The 24867-nt window shown below is 29.5% G+C and carries 27 protein-coding genes; all 27 read right to left on the bottom strand.

Annotated elements, in window-relative coordinates:
• Positions 1–23: 23 nt before the first annotated feature.
• Positions 24–503: a hypothetical protein gene (locus DR024_RS02240; RefSeq protein ID WP_027096908.1), complete on the bottom strand. Its 480-nt coding sequence runs from the start codon at positions 501–503 to the stop codon at positions 24–26.
• A 185-nt stretch (positions 504–688) separates the two neighbouring features.
• Positions 689–1612: an aldo/keto reductase gene (locus DR024_RS02235; protein ID WP_027096909.1), complete on the bottom strand. Its 924-nt coding sequence runs from the start codon at positions 1610–1612 to the stop codon at positions 689–691.
• 70 nt (positions 1613–1682) lie between these two features.
• Entirely contained in the window at positions 1683–3101 is a 1419-nt protein-coding gene (locus DR024_RS02230; protein WP_111918086.1) for a hypothetical protein, read from the bottom strand.
• Positions 3085–3693 carry a hypothetical protein gene (locus DR024_RS02225; protein WP_027096911.1) on the bottom strand — a complete coding sequence of 203 codons (609 nt, stop codon included), beginning with the start codon at positions 3691–3693 and terminating at the stop codon, positions 3085–3087. The genes DR024_RS02230 and DR024_RS02225 overlap by 17 nt, the downstream gene beginning before the upstream one ends.
• 7 nt (positions 3694–3700) lie before the next feature.
• Positions 3701–4468, bottom strand: coding sequence for a hypothetical protein (locus DR024_RS02220; protein ID WP_027096912.1), 768 nt, complete (start codon positions 4466–4468; stop codon positions 3701–3703).
• Between the two features lie 58 nt (positions 4469–4526).
• Positions 4527–5279 carry a hypothetical protein gene (locus DR024_RS02215; RefSeq protein WP_027096913.1) on the bottom strand — a complete coding sequence of 251 codons (753 nt, stop codon included), beginning with the start codon at positions 5277–5279 and terminating at the stop codon, positions 4527–4529.
• Entirely contained in the window at positions 5276–6130 is an 855-nt protein-coding gene (locus DR024_RS02210) for an ABC transporter ATP-binding protein (protein ID WP_027096914.1), read from the bottom strand. Before DR024_RS02210 ends, DR024_RS02215 begins: the two co-directional genes overlap by 4 nt.
• Before the next feature lie 4 nt (positions 6131–6134).
• Positions 6135–6509, bottom strand: coding sequence for a GntR family transcriptional regulator (locus tag DR024_RS02205; RefSeq protein ID WP_027096915.1), 375 nt, complete (start codon positions 6507–6509; stop codon positions 6135–6137).
• Between the two features lie 170 nt (positions 6510–6679).
• Entirely contained in the window at positions 6680–7537 is an 858-nt protein-coding gene (locus tag DR024_RS02200; RefSeq protein ID WP_027096916.1) for a site-2 protease family protein, read from the bottom strand.
• 26 nt (positions 7538–7563) lie between these two features.
• Positions 7564–8334 (bottom strand): M23 family metallopeptidase, encoded by a 771-nt coding sequence (locus DR024_RS02195; protein WP_027096917.1) that lies wholly within the window; start codon positions 8332–8334, stop codon positions 7564–7566.
• 341 nt (positions 8335–8675) lie between these two features.
• Positions 8676–9842, bottom strand: a complete 1167-nt coding sequence (locus tag DR024_RS02190; RefSeq protein WP_027096918.1) for an FtsW/RodA/SpoVE family cell cycle protein — start codon at positions 9840–9842, stop codon at positions 8676–8678.
• 135 nt (positions 9843–9977) lie between these two features.
• Positions 9978–10346 (bottom strand): methylglyoxal synthase, encoded by a 369-nt coding sequence (gene mgsA / locus DR024_RS02185; protein WP_027096919.1) that lies wholly within the window; start codon positions 10344–10346, stop codon positions 9978–9980.
• 20 nt (positions 10347–10366) lie between these two features.
• Positions 10367–11503: a rod shape-determining protein RodA gene (gene rodA / locus DR024_RS02180; RefSeq protein WP_027096920.1), complete on the bottom strand. Its 1137-nt coding sequence runs from the start codon at positions 11501–11503 to the stop codon at positions 10367–10369.
• A gap of 173 nt (positions 11504–11676) precedes the next feature.
• On the bottom strand, positions 11677–11946 hold the full coding sequence (gene minE, locus DR024_RS02175; protein WP_027096921.1) for a cell division topological specificity factor MinE: 270 nt from the start codon (positions 11944–11946) through the stop codon (positions 11677–11679).
• A 16-nt stretch (positions 11947–11962) separates the two neighbouring features.
• Positions 11963–12760, bottom strand: a complete 798-nt coding sequence (gene minD / locus DR024_RS02170; protein ID WP_027096922.1) for a septum site-determining protein MinD — start codon at positions 12758–12760, stop codon at positions 11963–11965.
• A 19-nt stretch (positions 12761–12779) separates the two neighbouring features.
• Positions 12780–13427, bottom strand: coding sequence for a septum site-determining protein MinC (gene minC / locus DR024_RS02165; protein WP_027096923.1), 648 nt, complete (start codon positions 13425–13427; stop codon positions 12780–12782).
• A gap of 209 nt (positions 13428–13636) precedes the next feature.
• The gene (locus tag DR024_RS02160) at positions 13637–16498 is read right to left on the bottom strand and encodes a penicillin-binding transpeptidase domain-containing protein (protein WP_027096924.1); all 2862 of its coding nucleotides are present in this window, start codon (positions 16496–16498) and stop codon (positions 13637–13639) included.
• Positions 16495–16986, bottom strand: coding sequence for a rod shape-determining protein MreD (gene mreD / locus DR024_RS02155; protein WP_111918084.1), 492 nt, complete (start codon positions 16984–16986; stop codon positions 16495–16497). The genes DR024_RS02160 and mreD overlap by 4 nt, the downstream gene beginning before the upstream one ends.
• Before the next feature lie 12 nt (positions 16987–16998).
• Positions 16999–17844 (bottom strand): rod shape-determining protein MreC, encoded by an 846-nt coding sequence (mreC, locus tag DR024_RS02150; RefSeq protein WP_027096926.1) that lies wholly within the window; start codon positions 17842–17844, stop codon positions 16999–17001.
• A gap of 10 nt (positions 17845–17854) precedes the next feature.
• The gene (locus DR024_RS02145) at positions 17855–18868 is read right to left on the bottom strand and encodes a rod shape-determining protein (RefSeq protein WP_027096927.1); all 1014 of its coding nucleotides are present in this window, start codon (positions 18866–18868) and stop codon (positions 17855–17857) included.
• Between the two features lie 19 nt (positions 18869–18887).
• On the bottom strand, positions 18888–19577 hold the full coding sequence (gene radC, locus DR024_RS02140) for a RadC family protein (RefSeq protein ID WP_027096928.1): 690 nt from the start codon (positions 19575–19577) through the stop codon (positions 18888–18890).
• Positions 19578–19611: 34 nt separating this feature from the next.
• Positions 19612–20178, bottom strand: a complete 567-nt coding sequence (locus DR024_RS02135; protein ID WP_027096929.1) for a Maf-like protein — start codon at positions 20176–20178, stop codon at positions 19612–19614.
• Between the two features lie 207 nt (positions 20179–20385).
• On the bottom strand, positions 20386–21072 hold the full coding sequence (locus tag DR024_RS02130) for an SPOR domain-containing protein (protein ID WP_027096930.1): 687 nt from the start codon (positions 21070–21072) through the stop codon (positions 20386–20388).
• 236 nt (positions 21073–21308) lie between these two features.
• Entirely contained in the window at positions 21309–21938 is a 630-nt protein-coding gene (locus DR024_RS02125; RefSeq protein ID WP_027096931.1) for a C40 family peptidase, read from the bottom strand.
• Between the two features lie 145 nt (positions 21939–22083).
• Positions 22084–22593, bottom strand: a complete 510-nt coding sequence (locus tag DR024_RS02120) for a GNAT family N-acetyltransferase (protein WP_027096932.1) — start codon at positions 22591–22593, stop codon at positions 22084–22086.
• Between the two features lie 204 nt (positions 22594–22797).
• The gene (locus DR024_RS02115) at positions 22798–22977 is read right to left on the bottom strand and encodes a MarR family transcriptional regulator (protein ID WP_027096933.1); all 180 of its coding nucleotides are present in this window, start codon (positions 22975–22977) and stop codon (positions 22798–22800) included.
• Between the two features lie 286 nt (positions 22978–23263).
• Positions 23264–24715, bottom strand: a complete 1452-nt coding sequence (locus DR024_RS02110) for an aminoacyl-histidine dipeptidase (RefSeq protein ID WP_055183499.1) — start codon at positions 24713–24715, stop codon at positions 23264–23266.
• Between the last annotated feature and the right edge of the window lie 152 nt (positions 24716–24867).

Raw genomic sequence — 24867 nt, 5'->3', positions numbered from 1 at the left:
TACGTTCTTTAAAAAGTATTTTATTATTCTATTGCTTTAAGATTGTTAAATAAGAAACTCCCCTCTTCTTTTATTTCCTTTTCTAGCCTTCTAGGATGTTCAATAAACTCATCCTTATTTTCATCCAAATATTTGTTTATTAAATTTAATTGTTCAATTAGTAAATTCATGCCTTCCATCTTTTTATTATATATACCATCTATAATATCTGCCGTTATAGCTTCATATATATTTAATTCATCCCCACCAAAACTTTTTACGCCCACTTCTTTTATATAACTTTCTATATTTTCTACTGAAACTCTTGTATTTAGCTCTAAATTATCTGGATACTCACACTCATCTCTAATCCCCTTACACATCTTGCCTAAATAATCAAAGTTATCAATTAATCTTTTTGAAGATATCTTCTTTTTATCATTTATAGCAATTCCAAGCAATATATTAAGAGAAATTGATACTATAAGAACTATTATAAGAAAAATTGTTTTTCTCTTACTCATATTTCTCCCACTCCTTAATATTACTACGTACAAATTTCATATTTTCATTTAGAGAGTTAAGTCTACAATATTTAATTATCATGTATATATTTAAAAGTAATGAAATTAGCAAAATTATAAAAAAAAGAGAAACTGCATAGCAATTTCTCCACCTTATCTATATTAACTATTCTTACCTTATTATCTTAAGGAAGTGTATTTCCTGCTGCCTTAAATATATCGTACCATTCTTTCCTTGTAAGAACTATATCTGATGCCTTACAAATTTCCTTTAATCTTTCTACATTTGTAGTACCTGCTATACCTTGCATCTTAGCTGGATGTCTTAAAATCCAAGCCATAGCTATTGTTGTATTTGAAACCCCATATCTAGCTGCAATTTCATCAATTGTCTTATTTAACTCTGGGAACTTATCATTATTTAAGAAAACTCCTTCAAAGAATCCATACTGGAATGGTGACCATGTTTGTATTGTAATATCATTTAATCTACAATAATCAAGAACACTTCCATCTCTATTTATTCCTGCTTCATTTTCCATATTGACATTTAGTCCTGTTCTAATCATTCCTGAGTTAGTAACACTTAATTGAAGTTGGTTAAAGACAATCTTTTGATCTAAGTACTTTTGTAATAATTCTATTTGAAGTGAATTATGGTTAGAAACCCCAAAGTTTCTTACTTTTCCAGAGTTCTTTAATATATTAAACGCCTCTGCCACTTCTTCTGGCTCTACTAAAGCATCTGGTCTATGAAGTAAAAGAGCATCTAAATAATCAGTTTTTAGTCTTTTTAAAATTCCATCTACTGATTCTAAAATATACTCCTTAGAAAAATCATAGTTGCCATCCTTTTGATTTATTCCACACTTTGATTGAATGAACATCTTTTCTCTTAAAGAACTATTCATTCCTATAGCTTCTGAAAAAATTTCTTCAGACTTCCCTTTTCCATATATATCAGCATGATCAAAGTAATTTATTCCTTCATCTAATGCAGTCTTTACTAATCTTTCAACCTCATTGTTAGTAAGACCTGCTATTCTCATACACCCTAAAGATATTTGCGATACTTCCATATCTGTATTAGCTATTTTTATTTGCTTCATTTATATAACCTCCATCGCCTTTGAAAATGTTTTCTTTTATAGCTTACCACCATATATATAATTAAAGCAACTAAATTCTGTTCTTTCTAGTAATGTATATATAATTTATATAACAATATAAAATTAAAACTATAGGGATAAGTATTGCCCCTACAGAATATCCCCCAAAAAATTGAAATACCTTCGTAGATATTAGCTTATATGATATTAATTTTATCCCATCACCGCCTCCATTAACCCCCAATATTATTCCAATAAATATAATTACTCTCATTATTATTGAAACAGCTTTTTCACTAATCTTTACATCTCTAATTACCATAAATATATTTAAAATAAATGCCATTATTATAAAAGATACATATAATCCTCTTGCCCCTATTACTAAAGCATTACTTGATTGAATTACATACATAACTATAATTATAGGTGAAAAACCTACTAAAACTAACAGTTGTCTTATAAAGATACCAATTTGTATATCTTCCTTCTTTATAGGTAAATAATCTCTTATCTTTTCACCTTGAAATTTTAAATTCTCCCTATATTGACTATATTCAACCAGCAAAACTAGAACAGCACAAAGTACAACAAACATATACGCGTTAAATATATTTTCCATTAAAGGATTAGAACTGCTTAAGACATCTATAACCTTAATCCATCCTACAAGAAAAGATGCCCCTATACAAAAAAATTCAACTATATAAAAAACTACTCCATTTTTTAATCCACCTGAAACTACTCCTAGAAAATAAGGATTAAAATACTTTTTCCCCTTTTTTTCATTAACTATATAGGTGTAACTATAATAAACAGAGTAAAGTATAATGCCCATAACTACTATAGCTGCAGATCCCCTACTTCCAAAAAACTCTGGTATTGCCATGGAGCTTAAGGTTTGCAGTATTTCATTAGCTCTAACATTTATAATATCAACTTGTGGAACTCCTATATCTATAATTATTATAATATTCAACACAAATAATAGGATAAGTAGTAATCTATTAAGAATTTTTATTCTCTTACAATCTTTACCTAGGCTTTTATGGATATTTTTTTTAGTTATTAAATACACTACAAATATAGAATATAAAATTATTATTCCTTTTAATCCAGGCATCTCATCTCCAGATTTAAATAAGAATAACATTCCTATAGATGAAATAACTGTTCCAATATTAATTAACATTCCTATAAAATTTACAATAAAATAATCTCTATCCGTTATAGGTAAAACTTCTGATATTTTGCTCTTTCTACCAAATACAGGTCTATCCCCTATGTTTAATGAAATGCTAAGCAATATAAGTAGAACTCCACTAAAATTAAATTGAATAATATATTCATTTTCCCAAGGTTCTAAACTCCTCATCCCTATAAAAACTATACAAATACATATAAACAAATTTCCTATATTAGTTAATATACTTGCTCTTAAATCCCCACTTATTCCCTTGTAATAATCTAAACTAAGATACTTCCTCATAGTTTATTTCCCCCTCACCATAAACTATAGCATTAGATTTTTTATATGAATTAAAACAACTAAAAACAGCTATTACTATGCCTGCACTATACATTATTGACTTATCTACTATATTGAATTTATCGCTTTCTATTCCTAAGTAATAAAATACGATAGCTATCATTACCATTAATGCTGGAATTAATAATGCTCCATCTTCTTTATTATTTCTCAATCCCCTATCTGAATTTAAAAACAATAAAATATTTAATTCTATTATTACAACTGATAATTTATATATAAAATATCCTAGTTCAAGTTCTCCCTTATATGCTAATCCCACTCCCCCTAAAATAAACCCTAATATTACCTGAACATATGAATTTATATATTTAAGTTTTAAAATATCCTGTGTTTTCATAGGAAGGGTAAATAATAAATTATATTCTTTTTCTGTAATTAAAAGTGCAATTACTAATGGAAACATTACTACAACTAATTCTAACCCTGAATTATTTATAAATAACACTAGTGCAAATCCCATTATTCCAAGCAATGGACTAGGTAGAAAACCTTTCTTTGCTAATGTAATGTATATTTTTAATAAACTCACTATTTATTCACCCCTCTTTATATACCTGTCTTCTTACATACCAATAGTTAAAAATAAATATTAATATAATGATTGCTAATCCTAACCATAGCCCACTTTCACTTCCCCCAAGACTTTTAATAAATCTATTATTAAAAGATGAGTTAAAAATATAAAAAATACTTTCATCACCTGTAATTTCGAATATTATTAAGGGAATCAAATAAGGGGTTAACATTAAAATAAGTCCAAATATATTTACTAACTTTTCCCCTATACCTCTCTTTAAAAATCTAGCAATGTTTTTTACTGTAAAAAATAACAGTGCCATTATTATAAAAGCTGCTATTATTCCCCTTACTTCTATAATCAAAGAATTTTCCATCTTAATATTAAACATACCTATATAAGGAATTAGTAATAATAAAAATGCATATCCAAAGCTTAAAAATCTACTTATTACCAACTCTTCTTTATTTATAGGTAGAAATGTACTCATTTTAGTTATTTGACACTCATACTTTTGCTTTGGCAAAACCCAGAATACTACAAAGAAAACACTTGTAGATATTAAAGAAATAATATCTACAGCCTCAACTAAAACATTGAAATTTTCTGCATATACTTCTGAAAATAATGAAAACTCATAAATATTCTTAAAGGTATATTTAATAACTTTCATACTTACAATGCTTAAAATTAAATAAAGTATTAGATATAAATTAATACTTGTTCTCCCCTTGCCATCCATAGATAAATTCATAGTATATAACACTCTCTTAATTCTATCCTTCACTTTGCCCCCTCCAAATCAGATATTATTAATCACCTTATTGGGTAACTTTTTATGAAATTTAGTACTTATATACCTGTCTTTTTACATACCAATAGTTAAATATAAAATAAATACTAAACAATACTGCCCCTACAATAACACCAACGCTCTTATTACCTAAGGTTTGAACAAAACTACTTCCATGAATTGTATTTACTATATTATTAATTTCATCTTCATAATTAATTAAACTAAATAATGCTGGAATTAAATAAATTAAAAGTACCAATATAAAACCAATTATTTTTACTCTTTTATATGGCTTCTCATTTCTAAAGAATCTAGTTATATTTATAAAAGTTAGATATATAAATATTAAAATCATAATTACACATAACATTCCTCTTATACCCATTCCATAAAAGTTATTTATATCAATAGCATATAAGCTAAAATATAATACAAGAATTGATATTGAAACCAATAATAAATTAATAACTCCTTCAAGAAATATTTCTCCTTTTTTAGCAGGAAGAATTTCAAATATTTTTGATAACTTGTTATTGTTTTTTTGTGTAGGTAGAGCCCATTGTATAATTGATACAAGAACACCAGCAAATGGTGAATACATACGAAGTAAATTATTTAATATAAAACTATTATTTATAATGAATTCATGCTGAATATCATAAGCAATTGAATCAAACTGCATTTTAAAAAACATCATTCCCAAAAGGCATACTATAAATAAACAGACAAAGGATACAATATTCTTATTTCCATCAGTTACAAAATCCATCATTAAGGCTATTCTCTTAAATCTTCTCTTCATTTCTTATTACCCCAAATATGAAATGATAAGAAATTTTCTATATTAGGAACTATAGTTCTTAAATTCTTTAATTCTCCTACTAATTTTTCTCTTTTAATTAACCCCTCAAAGGAATTATCCCACTTTTTTATACCTATAAAGTCATCTTCATAGCCAACAATCTCAGATAAATCTCCCTTAACTATAGCAAAACTTTCTTGGATATTATCCATAGAATCAAATTCTAAAACTCTTCCTTCATGAATTAATGCTATATAGTCTGCTACCTTATCTAAATCAGAGGTAATGTGAGTTGATAAAATAACAGATTTCTCCCCATCTCCTACAAAATCTCTAAGCATATCAAGAAATTCTAGCCTTGCTACTGGATCTAACCCTGATGTTGGCTCATCTAAAATTAAGATTTGAGGGTCATGTGCTAATGCTAAAGCTAACATAGCTTTTGTCTTCATACCAGTAGATAAATCTCCACACTTTTTATTCATATCTATACCAAACTTCTTTATATACTCCATATAAACCTTGTGATCCCACTTATCGTAGAAAAACTCAAAGGTTTCTTCATGTTCTTCAATTGTTTTATTCTCTATAAGATAACTTTCTGCTGGTACATAACCTATATTGTTCTTTACAAAAACCTCATCTTTAATATTATCTTTTCCTAGAACTCTTATTTCCCCTGAAGCCCTTTTATAACTGTTTAGAATAAGCTTTAATGTAGTGGTTTTTCCAGCACCATTTTGACCTATAAATCCTAAAACTGTTCCTCTTGGAACACAAAATGATACATTTTTCAAAGAAAAATCCTTAAACTCAATACTTAAATCCTTAATCTCTAATAAATTCTCCATAATTTCAATTCCCCCTCAAAATCTTATTAACCCTTTTAATTATCTCTTCTTTTGTACACTTACCATCTAATAATTTCCCTACTATATCATCAAGTTCACAAAATAACTTTTCTTTATTTTCATTAATTAATTCTTCATTATCCTTAACTCTCACAAAGGTGCCTACCCCCGAAACAGAATATGTTATTCCGGCCTTCTCTAATTCTAAATAAGCCCTTTTTATAGTAATAGTACTAACATTAAGCTCCTGAGATAGCTTCCTAACAGAAGGTAGTAAATCGTTTTCCTTTAGACTACCATCTATAATTAAATCCTTTATTCCTTTTACTACTTGTTCATACATCGGCAAATCACTTGTATAATCTAAAATTATTTTCACTCATACACCTCCTTAAGTGTGTATACCATATATTCACAATATACACCCTTTATACAGTTTTTGTCAACACTTCAATTTTTAATCAATCCAATATAGTAGTTATATAAATAATCTGTCAATTAGGAGAACTTACAAAAAAAAATAGAGAAATTGCAAAGCAACTTCTCTTTCTAATCTTTTTTATTCTTTTTACTTACTAATAGTTCCTCAAGGGTCATGTTACCACTTTCCTTCAAGGTCTTTATAAGTTCGTCTTCATAAATTATTCCTAAAAGTCTCATATCATCATCTAAAACAAAAAAAGAATTAAACTTATTCCTATCTACTAGGCTTAAAACCTTAATTAAATCTCTCTTGTAATAGACAGAAATACTTTTATTCTCTATATACCCATCACTAATTAACCTTCTACTCTTTCTTACTATACTTCCCATAATTATATAAATAGTTTTTTCGTTCTCTAAGAAGGTTGTATATGTTAATAAAACTGATGCTAAAAGCAAACTAATATTGACCTTATGTATGTATATTGTTAATAAGAAACCTATCATAATAAATGCAGCTACCATAAAACTAGCTCTTACTAAAAGTTTCTTTGCTTTTTTATATAAGATTTTCTTACTTAAAAGTATCTCATATATTCTTACACCATCTAAAGGATACGCTGGCAACATGTTAAAGAAGAGTAACCCAAGATTTATCCATATGCTACTTTCAACATTTAATCCATATTCACTCTTTAAAAATATTAATACCATTGCTGAAACAAAGTTAAACAGGGGTCCAGAAACATATAAAATCAGTTTTCTATTTTCTGATAAATCATCGATATCATCTATCTCTGTTCCTGCCCCTGTTATATGAATTTTAAAACTACTTAATCTTAGCCCAAAATTATTTGCTACTAAGATATGAACTGCCTCATGCAGTATAACCCATATAAAACCAACCAACATTTGCTTATTTAAAGTACAAATTACTAATAAGAATATAAATTCTAATATTAGCTTCTTTCTTTTTCTGTCCATTTAAAACTCCTAAGGATTGCTAACAACTAAACGCTCTTTAAGGATGAAAAATCCATCATTTCTACTGGATCTTTTTCAACCCCCATATAACTTATCTTATATACTATTCCTTTAGTTCCTTCAGAGTCTAACACCCCTGTTTTACCTATTAACTGTCCCTTTTCTACCTTATCTCCTTCTTTAACATCAACGGTAGAAATTAATCCATAGTATGTCTCTATACCATTTCCATGGTCAACTATTATATGTTTTTCATCTCCATCTTCCTTAATTTCTCTTATCTTTCCATCAAAGCTTGCAATAACATCCATTTCACTATCTGTCTGTATTATAATTCCTACATTTTCACCTGATAAATGAGATACTGTCCCTACTACTGGTATTACATAGTTATCCTTTATATCTTCTTTAAGAGTTTTATCACCTGTTACAAAACTCTTAAAATTATCTATATAGTCTAAAATGTTTTCTTTATAATCCTCCACCCCAGGTATATTCATGGCCATTACTGCTTCTTCAACATCAAAATTCTTATCTAAAGCTTCTCTAGTTACAATATACGCTTCTTTTGCACCCTCTATAGGAATCACCCTTATTCCCATAAAAATCATCAAAAGGATTAAGGCTCCAGCAAGTTGAAAAATAAACTTTTTTACAAACCTATTTTCTATTCTATTATTACTACTTTTTCCTCTTCCTAAATAATCATAAGAAGAAGCTGGTTTAGGTGTTTTCCCCGGTACCTTATTCCTTAAGTTTTTATAGTATTTCTCGTATTGCGACTTGTACTCTCCCATCTCTTTCCTCCTAGTAGTTTTACTAATAAATTATATTTTCACTATATGGTTAATATTCCTATGTCATAATTTAACTCAATTTTTTAGAGAAAAGTTTAATAACTTTTAATAAAAAATGTGGAGTGGATATTTATTTTGTTTGTTCCGTCGCTACGCTCCAAGTCACATCAAAACAAATATCCACTCCACGCCTACTAAAGGTAAGGAAATTATAAACTTACTATCCTTGATTTTATATTTTTTTAATATGAAATTATAATAATACCTTTGAGTTATAGCCAATTGAAATTTTATACTTTCCTAGACATTAAAAAAAAGAAATTGCTTAAGCAATTTCCATTTTAAAAAAGTATCTTTTTCTTTCTCATAGAAATATTTAAGACCATTGCTACACCAATTACAGTAGTTAATAAAGAGCTACCTCCATAACTTATTAAAGGCAACGTTATACCTGTTATAGGCAAAAGCCCTATAGTCATACCTATATTTTGTGTAACTGCAAACATAAAATAAGATATAACTCCAACACAAACTATAGATGCAAATCTATCTCCACAATTTCTTGAAATTACTATCATCTTTGTAATTAACACTCCATATAAAAGTAAAACAAATACTCCTCCAATAAAACCCCATTGCTCTGCTATGGCTGAAAATATAAAATCTGTTTGTATTTCTGGTACATTAGTTCCTGCATATCCAGGATCAATATCAGAATCAAAGGATTTATCAATTCCAGTTAATCCCCCTGCTCCAATTCCTATAACTCCTTGAGTATATTGATATGATAAATCATCTGCATATTCCTCTGGATTTAAGAAAGAATTTATTCTATCAGCCCTATATCCTCCAAGTAATCCTGAGTACCAAACAAATACAATTCCTATAGCTAAAACGGATAAGCCTCCAATTATAACTCTCTTATCTAAACCTGCTATAAAAAACATTCCAAGCACTATAAAAAAACATACCATTGTCATTCCCATATCCCTTTGTAACAATATAAAGAATACTGGAACTGCTATATAAACCCCTAATCTAAGTAAATTTCTTATATCATTAATCTTATAATCCATCTCATTTAATAGCTTGGCTACCATCAATATAATTCCATACTTAGCTATTTCAGATGGTTGGAACAGACAAATTTTTAAATCTATCCATCCTCTTGCTCCATTAACTTCAACACCCACCTTAGGTATCCATACCATCAGTAATAATATTACTGATGCCCAATAAATTATAGGAATATAATTATAAATAACTCTGTAATCTACAGTTAATATTATGTAAAGAGCTACCATAGAAATTAAAAACCATATAATTTGTCTCTTAGTAAAATAAAATGGCCCAAGTACAGGAAAAACTTCTCCCTTAGTACATAAATATATATTTAGTATCCCAAACATTATTAATAATAACATTGATATTAATATCCCCTTGTCAATCTCTTTAGCAAATCTACTGTCCAATTTATATCTTTGTATAACCCTATTAGTATTCAGCATTTTCTCATCTCCATAATTTTACTAGCTTAATTATATATTTAAAGACCCCCAATATCCATATTACTTCTAAAACTGTAATAATTATTTAATTTATAGCATTAAAAAAGAGAAATTGCTAAGCAATTTCTCTTTTAACTATCTTTTTGCTAACTCATTTATTAGAATTTCTGCTGTTCCTATGTTAGTTGCAACTGGTACCTTATGGACATCACAGATTCTAATTAATGCTGAAACATCTGGTTCATGTGGTTGAGCTGTTAAAGGATCTCTTAAAAAGATTACTAAATCTATGTCTCCTTCAGCTAAACTTCCACCTATTTGCTGGTCACCACCATATGGTCCTGATAAATATCTATGAACTTTTAATCCTGTAGCCTCATTAATTTTTAATCCTGTAGTTCCCGTCGCTACAAGTTCATGATTTTTCAAAATATCCTTATGCTTCTTTGCAAAGTTAATTATTTCTTCCTTTTTCTTATCATGAGCAATTAATGCCACTCTCATAATCTCATCCCCCTAAATTCTTAGAAATGTATCTTTTTCTTTCTCATACCTATGTTTAGAACTAGTCCTACAGCCATTGTTGTTGTAAGCAAAGAACTTCCTCCATAACTTATAAGTGGTAATGTAATACCTGTTATAGGAATAAGTCCTATTGTCATACCTATGTTTTGAGTTATGGCAAATAAGAAATAGGATACTAGTCCAATACAAACTAATGATGCAAATCTATCCTTTGCTTTTCTTGCTATGTTAATCATTTTAGTAATTAGTATTCCATACAGTAATAATAACAGCATGGCTCCTAAAAATCCCCATTGTTCTCCTATAGCTGCAAATATAAAGTCTGTTTGAATTTCCGGAACATGAGTACCTGCATATCCAGGAGAAACCTCTGGATCTAATGATGGTCTTGTTCCTACAACCCCTCCTGATCCAATACCAATTAAAGATTGATTTAACTGATATCCTTGAGCTGATGTATCTGTTTCTGGATTCATAAAAGCTGTTATTCTTGCCTTTTGGTGAGGTAATATTAATCCTGAATTCCATAAAACAACTACTCCAATAAGTAATGCAGAGAATCCACCTATTATTATACGTCTATCTAACCCTGCAATAAATAACATACCTAAAACTATAAAGAAACAAACCATTGTCATTCCCATATCTGGTTGAATAAGAATCAAGCTTACTGGTATCATACAGTAAATACCTATCTTAATTATATTTCTTAAGTTATTAACCTCATAGTCCATTTCCTCTAAGAGTTTGGCTACCATTAAAATAATACCAAACTTGGCCAGCTCTGCAGGCTGAAGATTCGATATTCCTATATTAATCCACCCCCTAGCTCCATTAACCTTAACACCAATCCCAGGGATCCATACACATAATAGCAAAATAACTGAACCCCAATAAAAAACAGGTACATATCTATAGATAACAGAATAATCTACTGCCACTAAAAAATATAAAGCAACCATAGATATAATAAACCACATAAATTGTTTCTTTACAAAAAAGAATGGTGCTACATCGCCCTTTGTACATAAGTATATGTTAAGCATTCCATACAGCATAAGTGCTATAGCTGAAAATAGTAGTCCCTTATCTATCTCTCTAATAAGCTTAAAATCTAATTTATATCTACTTAAAATTCTATCTCTTCTCTCCAATGTTACACCTCCATACTTTCAGAGATTACAAACATAATTATATATTATTATTGCCTTTTTCTCTATAAAATAAATATAATATGACAAAATATAAGAAAATATTAATTTTTTTCTACCAAAAATAAGAAGAACTTCGAGCAAAGCTCGAAATTCTTCTATCTTCCTCTTACAGCTTTAATAGGAATATTAGCTACTAAAGACGAAGGGGCATCTCCTTCAATACACTCACTCTTAGTAACAGAAATTTCTACGTCATCTGATTGGATTTCTATATATTTAGATAATACTTCTAATATTTCATCTCTCATTTTATCTAAGGTTTCTCCAGGAATATCTCCTCTATCATGAATAAGTATTAATCTTAGTCTATCTTTTGCAACCTCTTTGGGTTTAATTTTTGCTGAAAAACCATCAAAAAGTCCCATATTCTCAGTCCCTCCTTTATTTACGTCCAAATAACTTCTTTAAAGATCCAAAGAATCCTGCCGAATTTTCTTGTAAATCCATTATAGGAACATCTTCCCCTGTAATTCTCTTTGCTATATTTCTAAACGCTTCACCTGCATAAGCTTTTTCTTCTAAAACAATTGGTTCCCCCTTATTAGTTGACACAGTAATATTTTTGTCATCTGGAACAACCCCAACAAGCTTTACTGATAGAGTTTCAATTATATCTGAAACATCTAACATGTCCCCTCTTCTAGTCATTTCATAATTTAGTCTGTTTACTATTACTCCATGATCTTCTAATCCTTTTGCATCAAGCTTACCAATTACTCTATCAGCATCTCTTACTGAAGTAATTTCTGGATTTACTACAACTATTGCTCTATCAGCTCCAATTACAGCATTTTCGAAACCTTGCTCAATTCCTGCTGGTGAATCTATAAGAATATAGTCAAAATCCTTCTTTAATTCATTAACTAACTTTAACATTTGTTGTGGACTAATATCATCCTTGTCCTTTGTTTGTGCTGTTGGAAGTAAGAATAGATTTTGAAATCTCTTATCTTTAATTAAAGCTTGTTTTAATCTACATCTTCCCTCTATAGCATCAACAATTGTATATACTATTCTATTCTCTAATCCCATTAACACATCTAAATTTCTTAATCCTGTATCACCATCAACAACTACAACTTTATTCCCTAATGCAGCTAATGCTGTACCTAGGTTAGCTGTTGTTGTTGTTTTTCCAACGCCACCTTTTCCTGATGTTATTACTATCGATACTCCCATTTACGAATCCCTCCACACTTTAATATATATACTTATTAGTTAAATACGGTTCAACAATTATGGCATCATCTTTTACTTTTGCCACCTCTGGATATTTAGGCTTTTCAAAATCATCTGGAGAAATTGTTATTATATCTCCTATTTTTAAAATTTCAGGTTGAAGTGCAAATGCTGCTATTATAGCTTTTCTATTTCCTCCAACTCCTGCATACACATTTCCTTTTATACTACCAAGAACAATTATATTGCCCCCTGCATATACTTCGGCACCACTATTTACATCTCCAACAATTACAATGTTTCCTTGAAAGTCAACACATTGTCCACCTCTTACAGTCTTTCTAATGAACTTAGTTCTTCCTTCATAAACTCCATTAAATATTTTTGATTCCGATTCTTTATCCTTTATATCCTTATCTTCAAACACTATATCCTTTATACCAATCTCTTCAAACAAAACAACTTTTAAACTTTCTACATCTTTTTCTGTTAAAGAGGAAAGCTTTGTTGTTATGCATAAAGTTGATCCTTTATAGAACTTCTTTCCTTTTGAAAGTTTTTCTATTAATGCATCTAACATCTCTTCAAAGTTGCCAAACTTATCTATATTTATTATTGCATTTAATCCTTCTTTATTTCCTTTTATAATTATTCTATCATTTCCCATTGGCTACCCTCCACCAATTACTAGCACTTATATAATTCAACAAAAAATATTGCATTCCTTCTTATTATAAGAAATCTATTTTATTATATCATTAAATATTATGATTTTGTAGACATTATCATAAATTTGCTGAAACTGGTAATATTTAATTACGATAAAAAAAGGAGAAATCATAACGTGATTTCTCCTTTAAATGTTTCTTATTAAAATTAATTACTTGACTTATTGTCCGCTGGAGCTCCTACTACATATTTTTGATAACTTTCAGAAGTATATCCCTCTGGTAATCTATCTTTAAAATATGCCTCATAAACAGCACGAGCTACTGACGCAGTATAATATCCATGTCCTCCATCATAAATAACCCCTACAAACGCTATTTCAGGATCATTTAATGGTGCAAAACTGACATATGTTGCATAAGGTGCTCTTCCTATATCAGATTGATTATCCCTAAAATCAGCTGTACCTGTTTTACCACCTGTTTCTATTGGGAATCCTCTAAATGCAGCTGCTGCTGTTCCTCCATCTTCATTGTTTGCTCTTCTCATACCATCTCTAATTGCATCTATAGTAGATTGTTTCATATCTATCTTTTCTACTACCTCTGATGGAAATTCTTGAACCACCTTACCATCTGGTGTGGTTATTTTATCAACAAAATGAAGTTTATATCTTGTTCCACCATTAGCTAAAGTTGCAATATACCCAGCAAGTTCCATAGGGGTAAAGTTATTCATACCTTGACCTATAGATGAGTTTACTTCTTGAGCTGGAGACTTTATAACAGTACCTCTATCATTTATTATAAATCTAGCAATAATTTCTGCTATAGTATTTGCTTGAGCTGCTTCATTATAAGTTTTACCTTTAGATTTATATTCCTCTACATTTTTCTTATATACATCTGAATTTTTCATTATAGTTTTAATATCGTCTACTAAAGTTTTTGCAAGTTCTTCATTGCTAGTTATTTCTTCATCAGTACCTAACTTCCAAAATGCAGATTCCACTTTATCTTTTAAACTCTTTTTAGCATTATAAACTTTTTCGCTATCTTCATCCCTATATGAATAATCAAAAGGAATAAAATTATACATATTCTCATATGAACCACTCTCTAAAGCTGCTGCCAAATCAAACTTAGCATAATATATTGCATTTTCCTTATATGCATCAAAACTATATACTTGCCCAATTCTTTCTTCTATTTCTATACCAGTTCCTCTCTCAGTTTTACTATTAACATCATATCCAAGACCAAACTTCCATGCATATCTTGCAATAGTGTCCATAGCATTAACACCACCACCTGCTTTTTGATATAATCTATAAGCAATTTCATAAAAATAGTAGTTACATGAAACTTCTAGTGCTTTTCCTACGTCTACAGCTCCATGAGTTTGATGCCTAGTAGTATATATTAAACACTCTGGTTGAAAGCTTCCATATACATCTGAATGCTCAGTAAACTTTCCTTTATCATAGATTATTGTATCTGGATTTACAACCCCTTCTTCTAAACCAGCAACTGCAGTTAAAGGCTTAAAAATAGATCCTGGTGGTAATAAACCTTGTGTTGCATAGTTAAAGAAAGATCTAGGATATAAATCGTATATATCTCTTCTTCCTTTACCATCTCCATAGTCTGGAAATAAATCATCTACTGTAACATCCTTCAAGTTTTTAGTTTTTATCAGTTCTTTTCCAAATGCCTCAAGATCCGGATTAAAATACTTTTTATACTCATCAGTAGTAAGCTGTCCTGGTATAGCAAATAAATTAGGATCAAAATCTGGATATGATGCAGATGCTAGTATTCTTCCAGTTTTCACTTCAACTGCTACTACAGCTCCTCTATTAGCTGTGTTAAACTCACCATTATTCTTTGCTTTAATCTCTTCCATCTTATCTTTTAATGCTTGCTCTGCAGCATATTGAACATCTTTATCAATTGTCAAATGAACATTATTTCCTGGGTAAGATTCTAGCTTAAATAACTCCTCAGTTACTCTACCTGTAGAATTTACTTTTACTGTAGTCCCACCTTTTACACCTTTTAATTGTTCTTCAAAGGCTGCTTCTATTCCTGAAATACCAATAAGGTCTGAAGATGCATCGTATCCTCTTAGCTCATAATTCTCTTTTTGAGATGTATCTATAGAAGATAAATATCCTAATACTGATGATGCAGTATTTTTATATGGATAATATCTAATTGGCTCTTGAACAACATCAATACCTGGTAAGTCATTAAGTCTTTGCATAATATTGAAGTATATATCTTTTTCTATATTGCTTGCAATTGTTACAGATTTATATCCACTATAACTTCTCATTTTTAATGCATCTTTTATTACAATATAATCTCTTTGTTGTGTAAGACTATATTTTTCAGATACAACTTTTGCAATTTCTTCTCCAGACATGTTTTTAATCATATCTTCCTCTTCTTTTGTAGGATTTGGATATATTAAACTAATTAATCCATAATCCTTAACAAGCTTATAATAGATTTGTTGAGGTGTAATTTTAACTAACTCCTCATCTATTTTAGCTTTTTGTTCATCACTAAGCTCATCAACGTCAGGATATAATTTCTTCTGTACTTCAGCATCAAAATTTCTATCCTTCTTAAATCTTAAATCTTCTATCCTAATTAAATCATCATCACTATTTTTATATTCCAAATACCACTGATTTTTATCATTTAACTTTAATATGAGAGTATCTTCAAAAGTCTTCCCATTATCCTTAAGTATCTTAAAAACTTCATCCATAGTAGTAAAGAATTGTTTGTTTGATAAATCTGTAGACGTATAGCTTATTGAATAAGTTTGCTTATTTGTAGCTAGAACATTTCCATCTTGGTCGTATATAATTCCTCTTGGCGCCTTTTCTGATACAAATTTTGTTGATGTTGTATCCGCCTTTTCCTTATAATCATCATGTTTATATACTTGAATATAAAGAAGCTTTACTGTCATCACTGTAAATATAATTCCCATAATTATTAGTAAGACAGAATATCTTGATAATTGTTTTTTCTTATTGGGTTTATTAACTATCATTTAAACCTCCACTTTGTTTTTTCCTCATCATTATATAAAAACTTATAAAATAAAGGATAAGCAAAAAACATAATTATAGAATTGTAAAGTCCAGCAAAAATACCTCTTAACACATCTACTTTAATTTTTAATAAATACATTATAATAAAGATTCCAAACACTCTTAATGAAGTAGTTACAAACATAGTTCCTACAGGAATAAGTTTCTTATTTCTCCATATACCTTCACCAACTAATCCTGCAAAAAGACAACATAACATATTGACTAATGCATTAATTCCAAATCCATTAAAAAAGAATATATCTTGTAATAATCCACTTATTACTCCTATAAATACTGCTTCTTTTTTTCCATTAATTATAGAATAGGCTATTGCAAATATAAACAAGAGACTTGGATATATACCTTTTATAGATATAAAGGGTAACAATGAATTATCTAATATCAATAATATTATTGATATTAATACTATTATAAATCTCCTCATATCTCACACCTCTTAGTCATATTTTATTTCTCTTTTATCTTTTGGAGCCACTATAAATAATTCCTCTATTTTATTAAAATCAACATAAGGTTTTACTATAGCACTCTTCATTACTCTAACCCTATCTTCTTCAACAGAAACTACTTCACCAATTTTAATTTCTTTTGGATAATATCCTCCTAGTCCTGAAGTAACTATAACATCTCCTTCTTTTACTTCTGAATCTATCGGAAGATTAAGAACCTTAGCTAAATTATTATTAAAATAATCTTTGTAGCCTTGTAGTATTCCTGTGTTTTCTCTAGTGCTGTCTACCATAACAGCAACCTTTACATTTTCGTTTACTATACATTGCACAATAGCCCAATTTTTCCCTACAGAAGAAACTTGTCCCACAAGACCATCAGCTGAAATTACTACCATTCCTTTTTCTATTCCATCGTCTTTTCCTCTATCGACAATGTATCCATTTAATATACTATCGCCACTAATTCCTATTATATTAGTCCCTATATAATCATAGTTATTCTTTTCATCTTTAAAATTTAAGACCTTTTGAAGTCTTTCATTTTCTTCTTTCAATTTAGAATACTCGTCTATTTCGGCCTTAAGCTTATCATTTTCTTTCTTTAATTCTTTATTTTCATCTCTAACATCTGAAAAATTTAAAAAGAAGTCAACAAAATCTTTTACACCTCTATTAAAACCGTATGCAACTTTTTGAACTGGATTTAAAGTGCTGCCTGCTCCACTTTCAAATCCTTTATCTTCTCTACTAACAGTAAGGGTAATTAACCCTAAAAATGCAACTGACAGCACTATAATAGTTACTGTCAGTTTGTTCTTAAGAAGCTTCATATATTATGCTCTATCTTTCTTCTCTACTTATTTTGTCGAAATCCTCTAGAGCTTTTCCTGCCCCTAGAACTACACAGTCAAGAGGTGATTCCGCTATATGAACAGGCATATTTGTTTCTTTTCCAATTAACACATCTAATCCCTTTAATAAAGCTCCTCCACCTGCAAGCATTATTCCTTTTTCCATAATATCAGCTGCAAGTTCTGGTGGAGTTTTTTCTAATGTTGTTTTAATAGACTCAATTATTGCATATACAGGTTCTTTAAGAGCTTCTCTTATTTGAGACTCTGAAACTTCAATAATCTTTGGAAGACCTGTTATTAAGTCTCTTCCCTTAATTTCAATTATTCTATCTTCATCTTCTACTTTGTAAGCAGATCCAATTTCCATCTTTACTTGCTCTGCAGTTCTTTCACCTATCATAAGGTTATACTCTTTCTTAATATAAGCTATAACTGCTTGATCTAATTCGTCTCCAGCAACTCTTAATGACTTACTAGTTACAATACCTCCAAGAGATATAATAGCTACTTCAGTAGTTCCTCCACCAATATCTACTATCATACTTCCTGTTGGTTCACTTACTGGAAGTCCAGCTCCTATAGCTGCTGCCATTGGCTCTTCCATTAAGATAACATCTCTTGCTCCTGCAAGCTTTGTTGCTTCTTCAATAGCTCTCTTTTCTACTTCTGTTACTCCTGATGGATAGCATACTATAATTCTAGGTGCTTTAAATCCACTCTTACTAGCAGCCTTTTCAATTAATGATTTAATCATAGTGTGAGCAACATCAAAGTCAGCTATAACTCCATCCTTTAAAGGTCTTATTGCAACTATGTTCCCTGGTGTTCTACCAATCATAAGTTTAGCTTCAGCACCTACTGCTAAAGGCTTCTTTGTTAAATTATTTATAGCAACAACTGAAGGCTCTCTTAAAACTACTCCCTTTCCTTTTACAAAAACAAGAGTATTCGCAGTACCTAAATCTATTCCCATGTCTTTACTTGTTCCAAAAAATCCCATTGTATTTTTCCCCTTTCAGTTATATAATTCCTTTTTCTTTTAAACTTGTATATTCATTATTTCCAATAATAATATGATCTAATAATTCTATTCCTATTATTTTACCACACTCTTTTATCCTTGCGGTTATGTTAATATCTTCCTTGCTAGGAGTAGAGTCTCCTGATGGATGATTATGACATATTATGATTGAAGCTCCACCACATCTTATAGCTTCCGAATAAATTTCTCTTGGATGTACTATAGATGTGTTTAAGCTACCTTTAAATACATCCTTGACTTTTATAATTTTATTCTTAGTATTTAATACTACTAACTTTAAAACTTCCTGATTTAAATAACTCATTTCATTCATAAGTAATTTATATATATCCTTTGGAGTTGATATTCCAACTTCAATTCTATTACTTTTTAGAGTATTAAATCTTTTAAAAAGTTCAGCTACAGCTAATATCTGTGATGCCTTAACCTTTTTTATTCCTGTTATTGAAGTTATTTCGTCGTATGATGCATTCATAATACCGTCTAAGCCTTGTAACTCACATAATATTCTTTGACTTAAAGAAAGAACATTTTCTCCTTTAACGCCACATCTTAATATTATTGCTAATAACTCTGAATTATTTAGACTTTCCGCTCCTAAAGAAAGTAATTTCTCTAGAGGTCTTTCACTTAATGGTAAATCTAAAATCTTAAGATTGTTGTCCATTTACACACTCCTCTTAAATTAGATTCCCCACCCCTTATACTATTTTATCCATCATACTTTTAAGCTTATTTAAAGGAAGACCTACAACATTATAGTAACATCCTTTAATTTCTTCTACAAAAATACCACCCTTACCTTGAATTCCATATGCTCCTGCTTTATCGAATGGTTCTTTGCTCTCTATGTATTTAATTATCTCTTCATCCTTAAGCTTTGAAAACTTCACTTCAGTACATAAGGAATCTTTTATAATTTTCCCTGTCTTTGTATTTATTAATACAATTCCAGAATAAACATTATGTGTTCTTTCGCTTAAATCTTTAAGCATACTAAAAGCCTCTGTCCCATCTTTAGGCTTACCTAAAATTTTATTATCTAAAGTTACGATTGTATCTGCTGCTATTATAATTGCGTCTTCATGTATACTCTTTTGTACATCTATAGCTTTACCTAAAGCTATATTTTCTACATATTCTTTTACATTTCCTTTAAAAACAACCTTATTTTCATCAAAATTACTTATAATAACTTCGAATTCTTCAACTAATCTAGATAATAATTCTTGTCTTCTTTCAGAAGCTGAAGCTAATACTATCTTCAATTTTCTCACTCCTAAAGTATACTATCAAATAGTATTGCCATTTTTATCATTTTATAGACATATTTTTTTTTGCATTTTTTATAAAATCTTAGGTGTAGTAAATGGTTGTAAGCATTACTACACCTAATATAGTTTATCATTATATATACTTATAAACAAGTATGTTCATTTAATTCTAATGCATTTTAATTTATTCTTAAGATTTTACTATACTCGATATTTTATGAGCAATTTATATAAGAAATCCTTAGATGCTTTAACATCCTTTTTAGTATATTCATCAGGTAATTCTTTAATAACTTTTACCAAGTTTTGAACTTCTTCACTAGGACTTTTTATATTTGCCGCTGTTTCTTCTGTCCACTTTTTAAAATCAACCGTTTTTACTGATTTCACGTCACTTTCTTCAAACTTATTTATTATCTGCAAGTATCCCTCTATTATTTGTGCCTCTATCTTTTTTTCTGAAGAGTCCTTTGGTATAGAGCACTTAATAGTAAAGTTATTAATTGATGCTTTAGTTAGCTCTTCTGTTTTTTTTGCACTTTCTTCATCAATATAGATACCAGCCATAACTTTGAACTTACCTTCCTCCTGAATTACAAATCCAGTCATAGAAGAAGGTAATGTTGTTAAGGCGCTATTGGCATTTTCCTCTTTAGAAAACAATCCACATTGAATTACTTTAAATATATTACTATCCGCATCTGTATTAACGCCTTCTTCTTGCTGATTTTTATTTGGCACTTTCAATGGATTACTTATTTCCCCATCACTAAAAAACATTTTGAATATAGTAATTCCTATAGCTACTGCTAAAATAATGATTAATAGAATCCATAAAAAAAAGCCTCCTCCACCCTTCTTCTTATAGTCATATCTTGTGTATCTCATATTCTACCCCCTTACTTTTTTAATATTATGTATATTAATTAAAAAGGATAAATATTCGTACTTAAAGTAATGAAATTATAAAATTATTATCCTTAACCTTATATTTTTAAATATGAAATTGTAATAATATCTTTGATTCTATAACAGAGTAAATCTTTATATTTTCCTAAAGAATAAAAAAAATCTCTACTTAAAATAAATTTAAGTAGAGACCTTATATATTCATACACTAAAAATTAAAATACTCTTCTTGCCCCTGCATATCTTGTTCTGTAGTATCCCTCACTAAGTGAGCTTATTTTCACCCTACCACTTGATGCTGCATGTATAAAATCACCGCCACCAATGTATAAACCAACATGACCTAAGTATCCTACTGTATTGAAGAACACTAAGTCTCCAGGCGCTAAATTATTTCTTGACACTGCACTTCCTGCACTAAATTGTGAGCTAGCTGTACGTGGTAAACTAACCCCAAAATGTCTATATACATAACTTGTAAAGCCAGAACAATCAAATGCATTTGGTCCATTTGCACCATATACGTATGGTCTTCCTAAGAAGTTATAAGCATAATTTGCTACTTGGCTTGATGACTTGTTCACTCCTCTGTTTATAGAAGAACTTGTATTTTTCTTACCTGTTGTGTTTGATGATCTTGAAGGTTGTACGGTATTTTGTTCTTCAACCTTTTTAGGTGACACAATTACTTTATTAACCTTAAGTTCACTTGTCTTAAGTACTACACCCTGTTTTGTCTTTGCACTTGTATCTGCGCTTATACTTTCTGCACCTACCATTGCAACTGCTGCACATACAACTGTAATAGCTACAGCCTTAGTAAGTATCTTTCTTTTTGAAATCATAGATACTCCCCTTCCTTTAAGAAAGTTTCACTTCCCACAATAGTTTTAGTAAACATTTTCACACACATTTATAGGACGTTTCCCTCACCCTACTTTTTAATTATAGTAATTTATTCCAAAATAGTCAAGCCACTTTATTTACATATTATTGTCTTTGCATAATAACAAGATTTCTTCCATTCTCTTCTTCGTCCTGAAAAAAATCTTTAGTCATCCTTTCTACTTTGAATCCTTTACTATTCCAAAAGGAAATGCCCTCTAAATTGTTTTGTACGACTCCAACTTTTATAGTATCTATTGTATATAGTCTCATAAAATATTCTATGACTCCTTCAACAATTTCAGAACCGTAACCTTCATTTCTTAATTCTTTTTTTATTATGAAAAGCCATATAAATAATTCTTTCTTATTTTCTAACTCTAATCTTCCTTTAAACACTCCAACTAGCTCATTATTTTTGTATATTTCTAAAAAGAATTCATTTTCTGTTACATAATATTCCAAAAATCTTCTATAAAACATTTGACTATCTAATGAATAGCAAGTATGATCTTCACTATTATTTATTTTTATCCAATTATTTAATTCTTCTAGCCCATCTTCCTCTACACTGGATACTATATAATCCTTAAATTCAAAATCAATATCTACCAATTAACTCCCCTCCCATTAAATCACTTAAATATAATAATTCTACAGAGAGTTTATATTCCCTTCCTTTAATTAATAGTTATCCATAGTTTTAGACAAAAAATGTTATAAAACTGTAATAGCACCTTTGACTTATAGTTAATTAAAATTTTATATTTTCCCAGACAGAAAAAAGAGACCATCAATAGATAGTCCCTATTCTAATTCCTATTTATTAGCTGCATAAAAGCATCTCTTTGGAGATATTATCTTTTCTTCCGACTTAAGAACCTTAATTGCCTTATCTACATCCTTCTTATCTAATCCAGATATTTCTGCAATTTGTCCTCCCTTTAAAGGTTCATCTGAATTATTTAAAACGTCTAACACTTTATCTTTAATATCCATCTTCTATTCCTCCTTGAATTTCATTACTATAATTCATATTATACCCATAATATGTTAATCAATCAATACTAATTATTAATTAATACAAATAATTAACATATTAAAGTTTTTTCTCACTCATTGATTGCCTCCATATTGCTAAATCATAAATTTAAATATTCAGCAATTCTTTATTTGCCTTTTCACCTTGTCCACACTCTTCTCTATTAACAAAAGAAAAAAACTGCCAAAAGCAGTTTCTTCCCTATCTTAATTATCATTATTATCTCATTTATTTTGCTTAACCTTATTTAATAGCCTTTAATACTTCTAATAAGTATTCCCACACCTTCTTAGTAGAAGAAATAGATAAATGTTCTTCTGGAGTATGAGCTCCTCTTATGTTAGGTCCGAAGCTTATCATATCTAAGTCACCAAGGATTTCTTCAAATAAACCACATTCAACTCCAGCATGTAAGGCATAAACTACAGGCTCATCACCATACATCTTCTTATATACATCTTTGCAAATCTCTCTTATTTTAGAATCCGCTTTATATTCCCAGCCTGGATATCCATCATTAGCAGAATACTTAGCTCCAGCTAACTCAGTAATTGTCTTAATCTTCTCTTCTATATCAGCTCTTAAAGATGGTACTGAACTTCTAACAGCACTATCAAAAATAACTTCTGAGTCAGTAGTTGTAAGTATACCTATATTGGTTGAACTTTCAACTAAACCATCTATGTTACGACTCATTGTATTTACTCCATTAGGATAAACAAATAATAAATTTACAGCCTTTTCAGTAGTTTCTTTATTAAATGCCTTCTTGCTTTCTACAGAAACTTCCTTAACAGTTAAAGAAACTCCTGGATCTTGTGCTTCTAATTCCTTTTTAAATACCTTATCCCATGTTTCAACTATTCTTACTAGCTTTTCTTCATCTGCTGACTTTATAGCTATTATTCCATCTGCTTCTCTTGGGATAGCATTATTCTTAGAACCACCATTAATAGATACTATTTTATAATCTATCTTTTCTAATAAGTCCTTTAACACTCTACCCATAAGTTTATTAGAGTTACCTCTCCATTCATGGATATCTGAACCTGAATGCCCACCTTTTAATCCTCTTACTGATATTTCAAATATCTTTTCATCATTTAAAGTTTCCCAAGTGATATCTAAAGAAGATTTAGTTCTTATTCCACCAGCACAACTTACTAGTAAATACCCTTCTTCTTCACTATCAATATTAAGAAGAATTTTTCCTTGTATGTCATCTTTATTTATGTTCATAGCACCAGTCATACCTGTTTCTTCATCTGTAGTTAAAAGAACTTCTATAGCTGGATGTTCTATTGAATTATCTGCAAGAACTGCCAGAGCATAAGCTACTGCAATACCATTATCTGCCCCTAAAGTAGTTCCATCTGCATATATTTCATCACCCTTAACAACTAGCTTTATAGGATCCTTAGTAAAATCATGTTCTGTATCCTTATTCTTTTCGCACACCATATCCATATGACCTTGGATTATAACTGTAGGTGCATTTTCATATCCCTTAGTTGCAGGTTTTTTAATTATTACATTTAAGGCTTTATCTTGAATTGTTTCTAATCCAAGATTCTTACCAAAGTTAACTAAGTAATCACTTATAGCTTTTTCATTACCTGATCCTCTTGGGATATTAGATATCTCTTCAAAATATTTAAATACTTCATAAGGTTGTAAGTTTTGTAAAATTTCCATTATTTTGACTCCTTTTCAGATATAATATGTTAAAATTATACTATAAACATCTACAGTATATCATAAAATTATTTTCTTATTTTAATTATGTGCAAAATAAATAAACATTACTTACTTTTTTAATGTTTGCACATAATAATTTTGACAAAAAA

The sequence above is a fragment of the Clostridium paraputrificum genome, assembly GCF_900447045.1.
Lineage (GTDB): Bacteria > Bacillota > Clostridia > Clostridiales > Clostridiaceae > Clostridium > Clostridium paraputrificum.
Note: the sequence above shows the minus strand (reverse complement) of the source record. Positions and strands in the feature narration are given on the sequence as shown.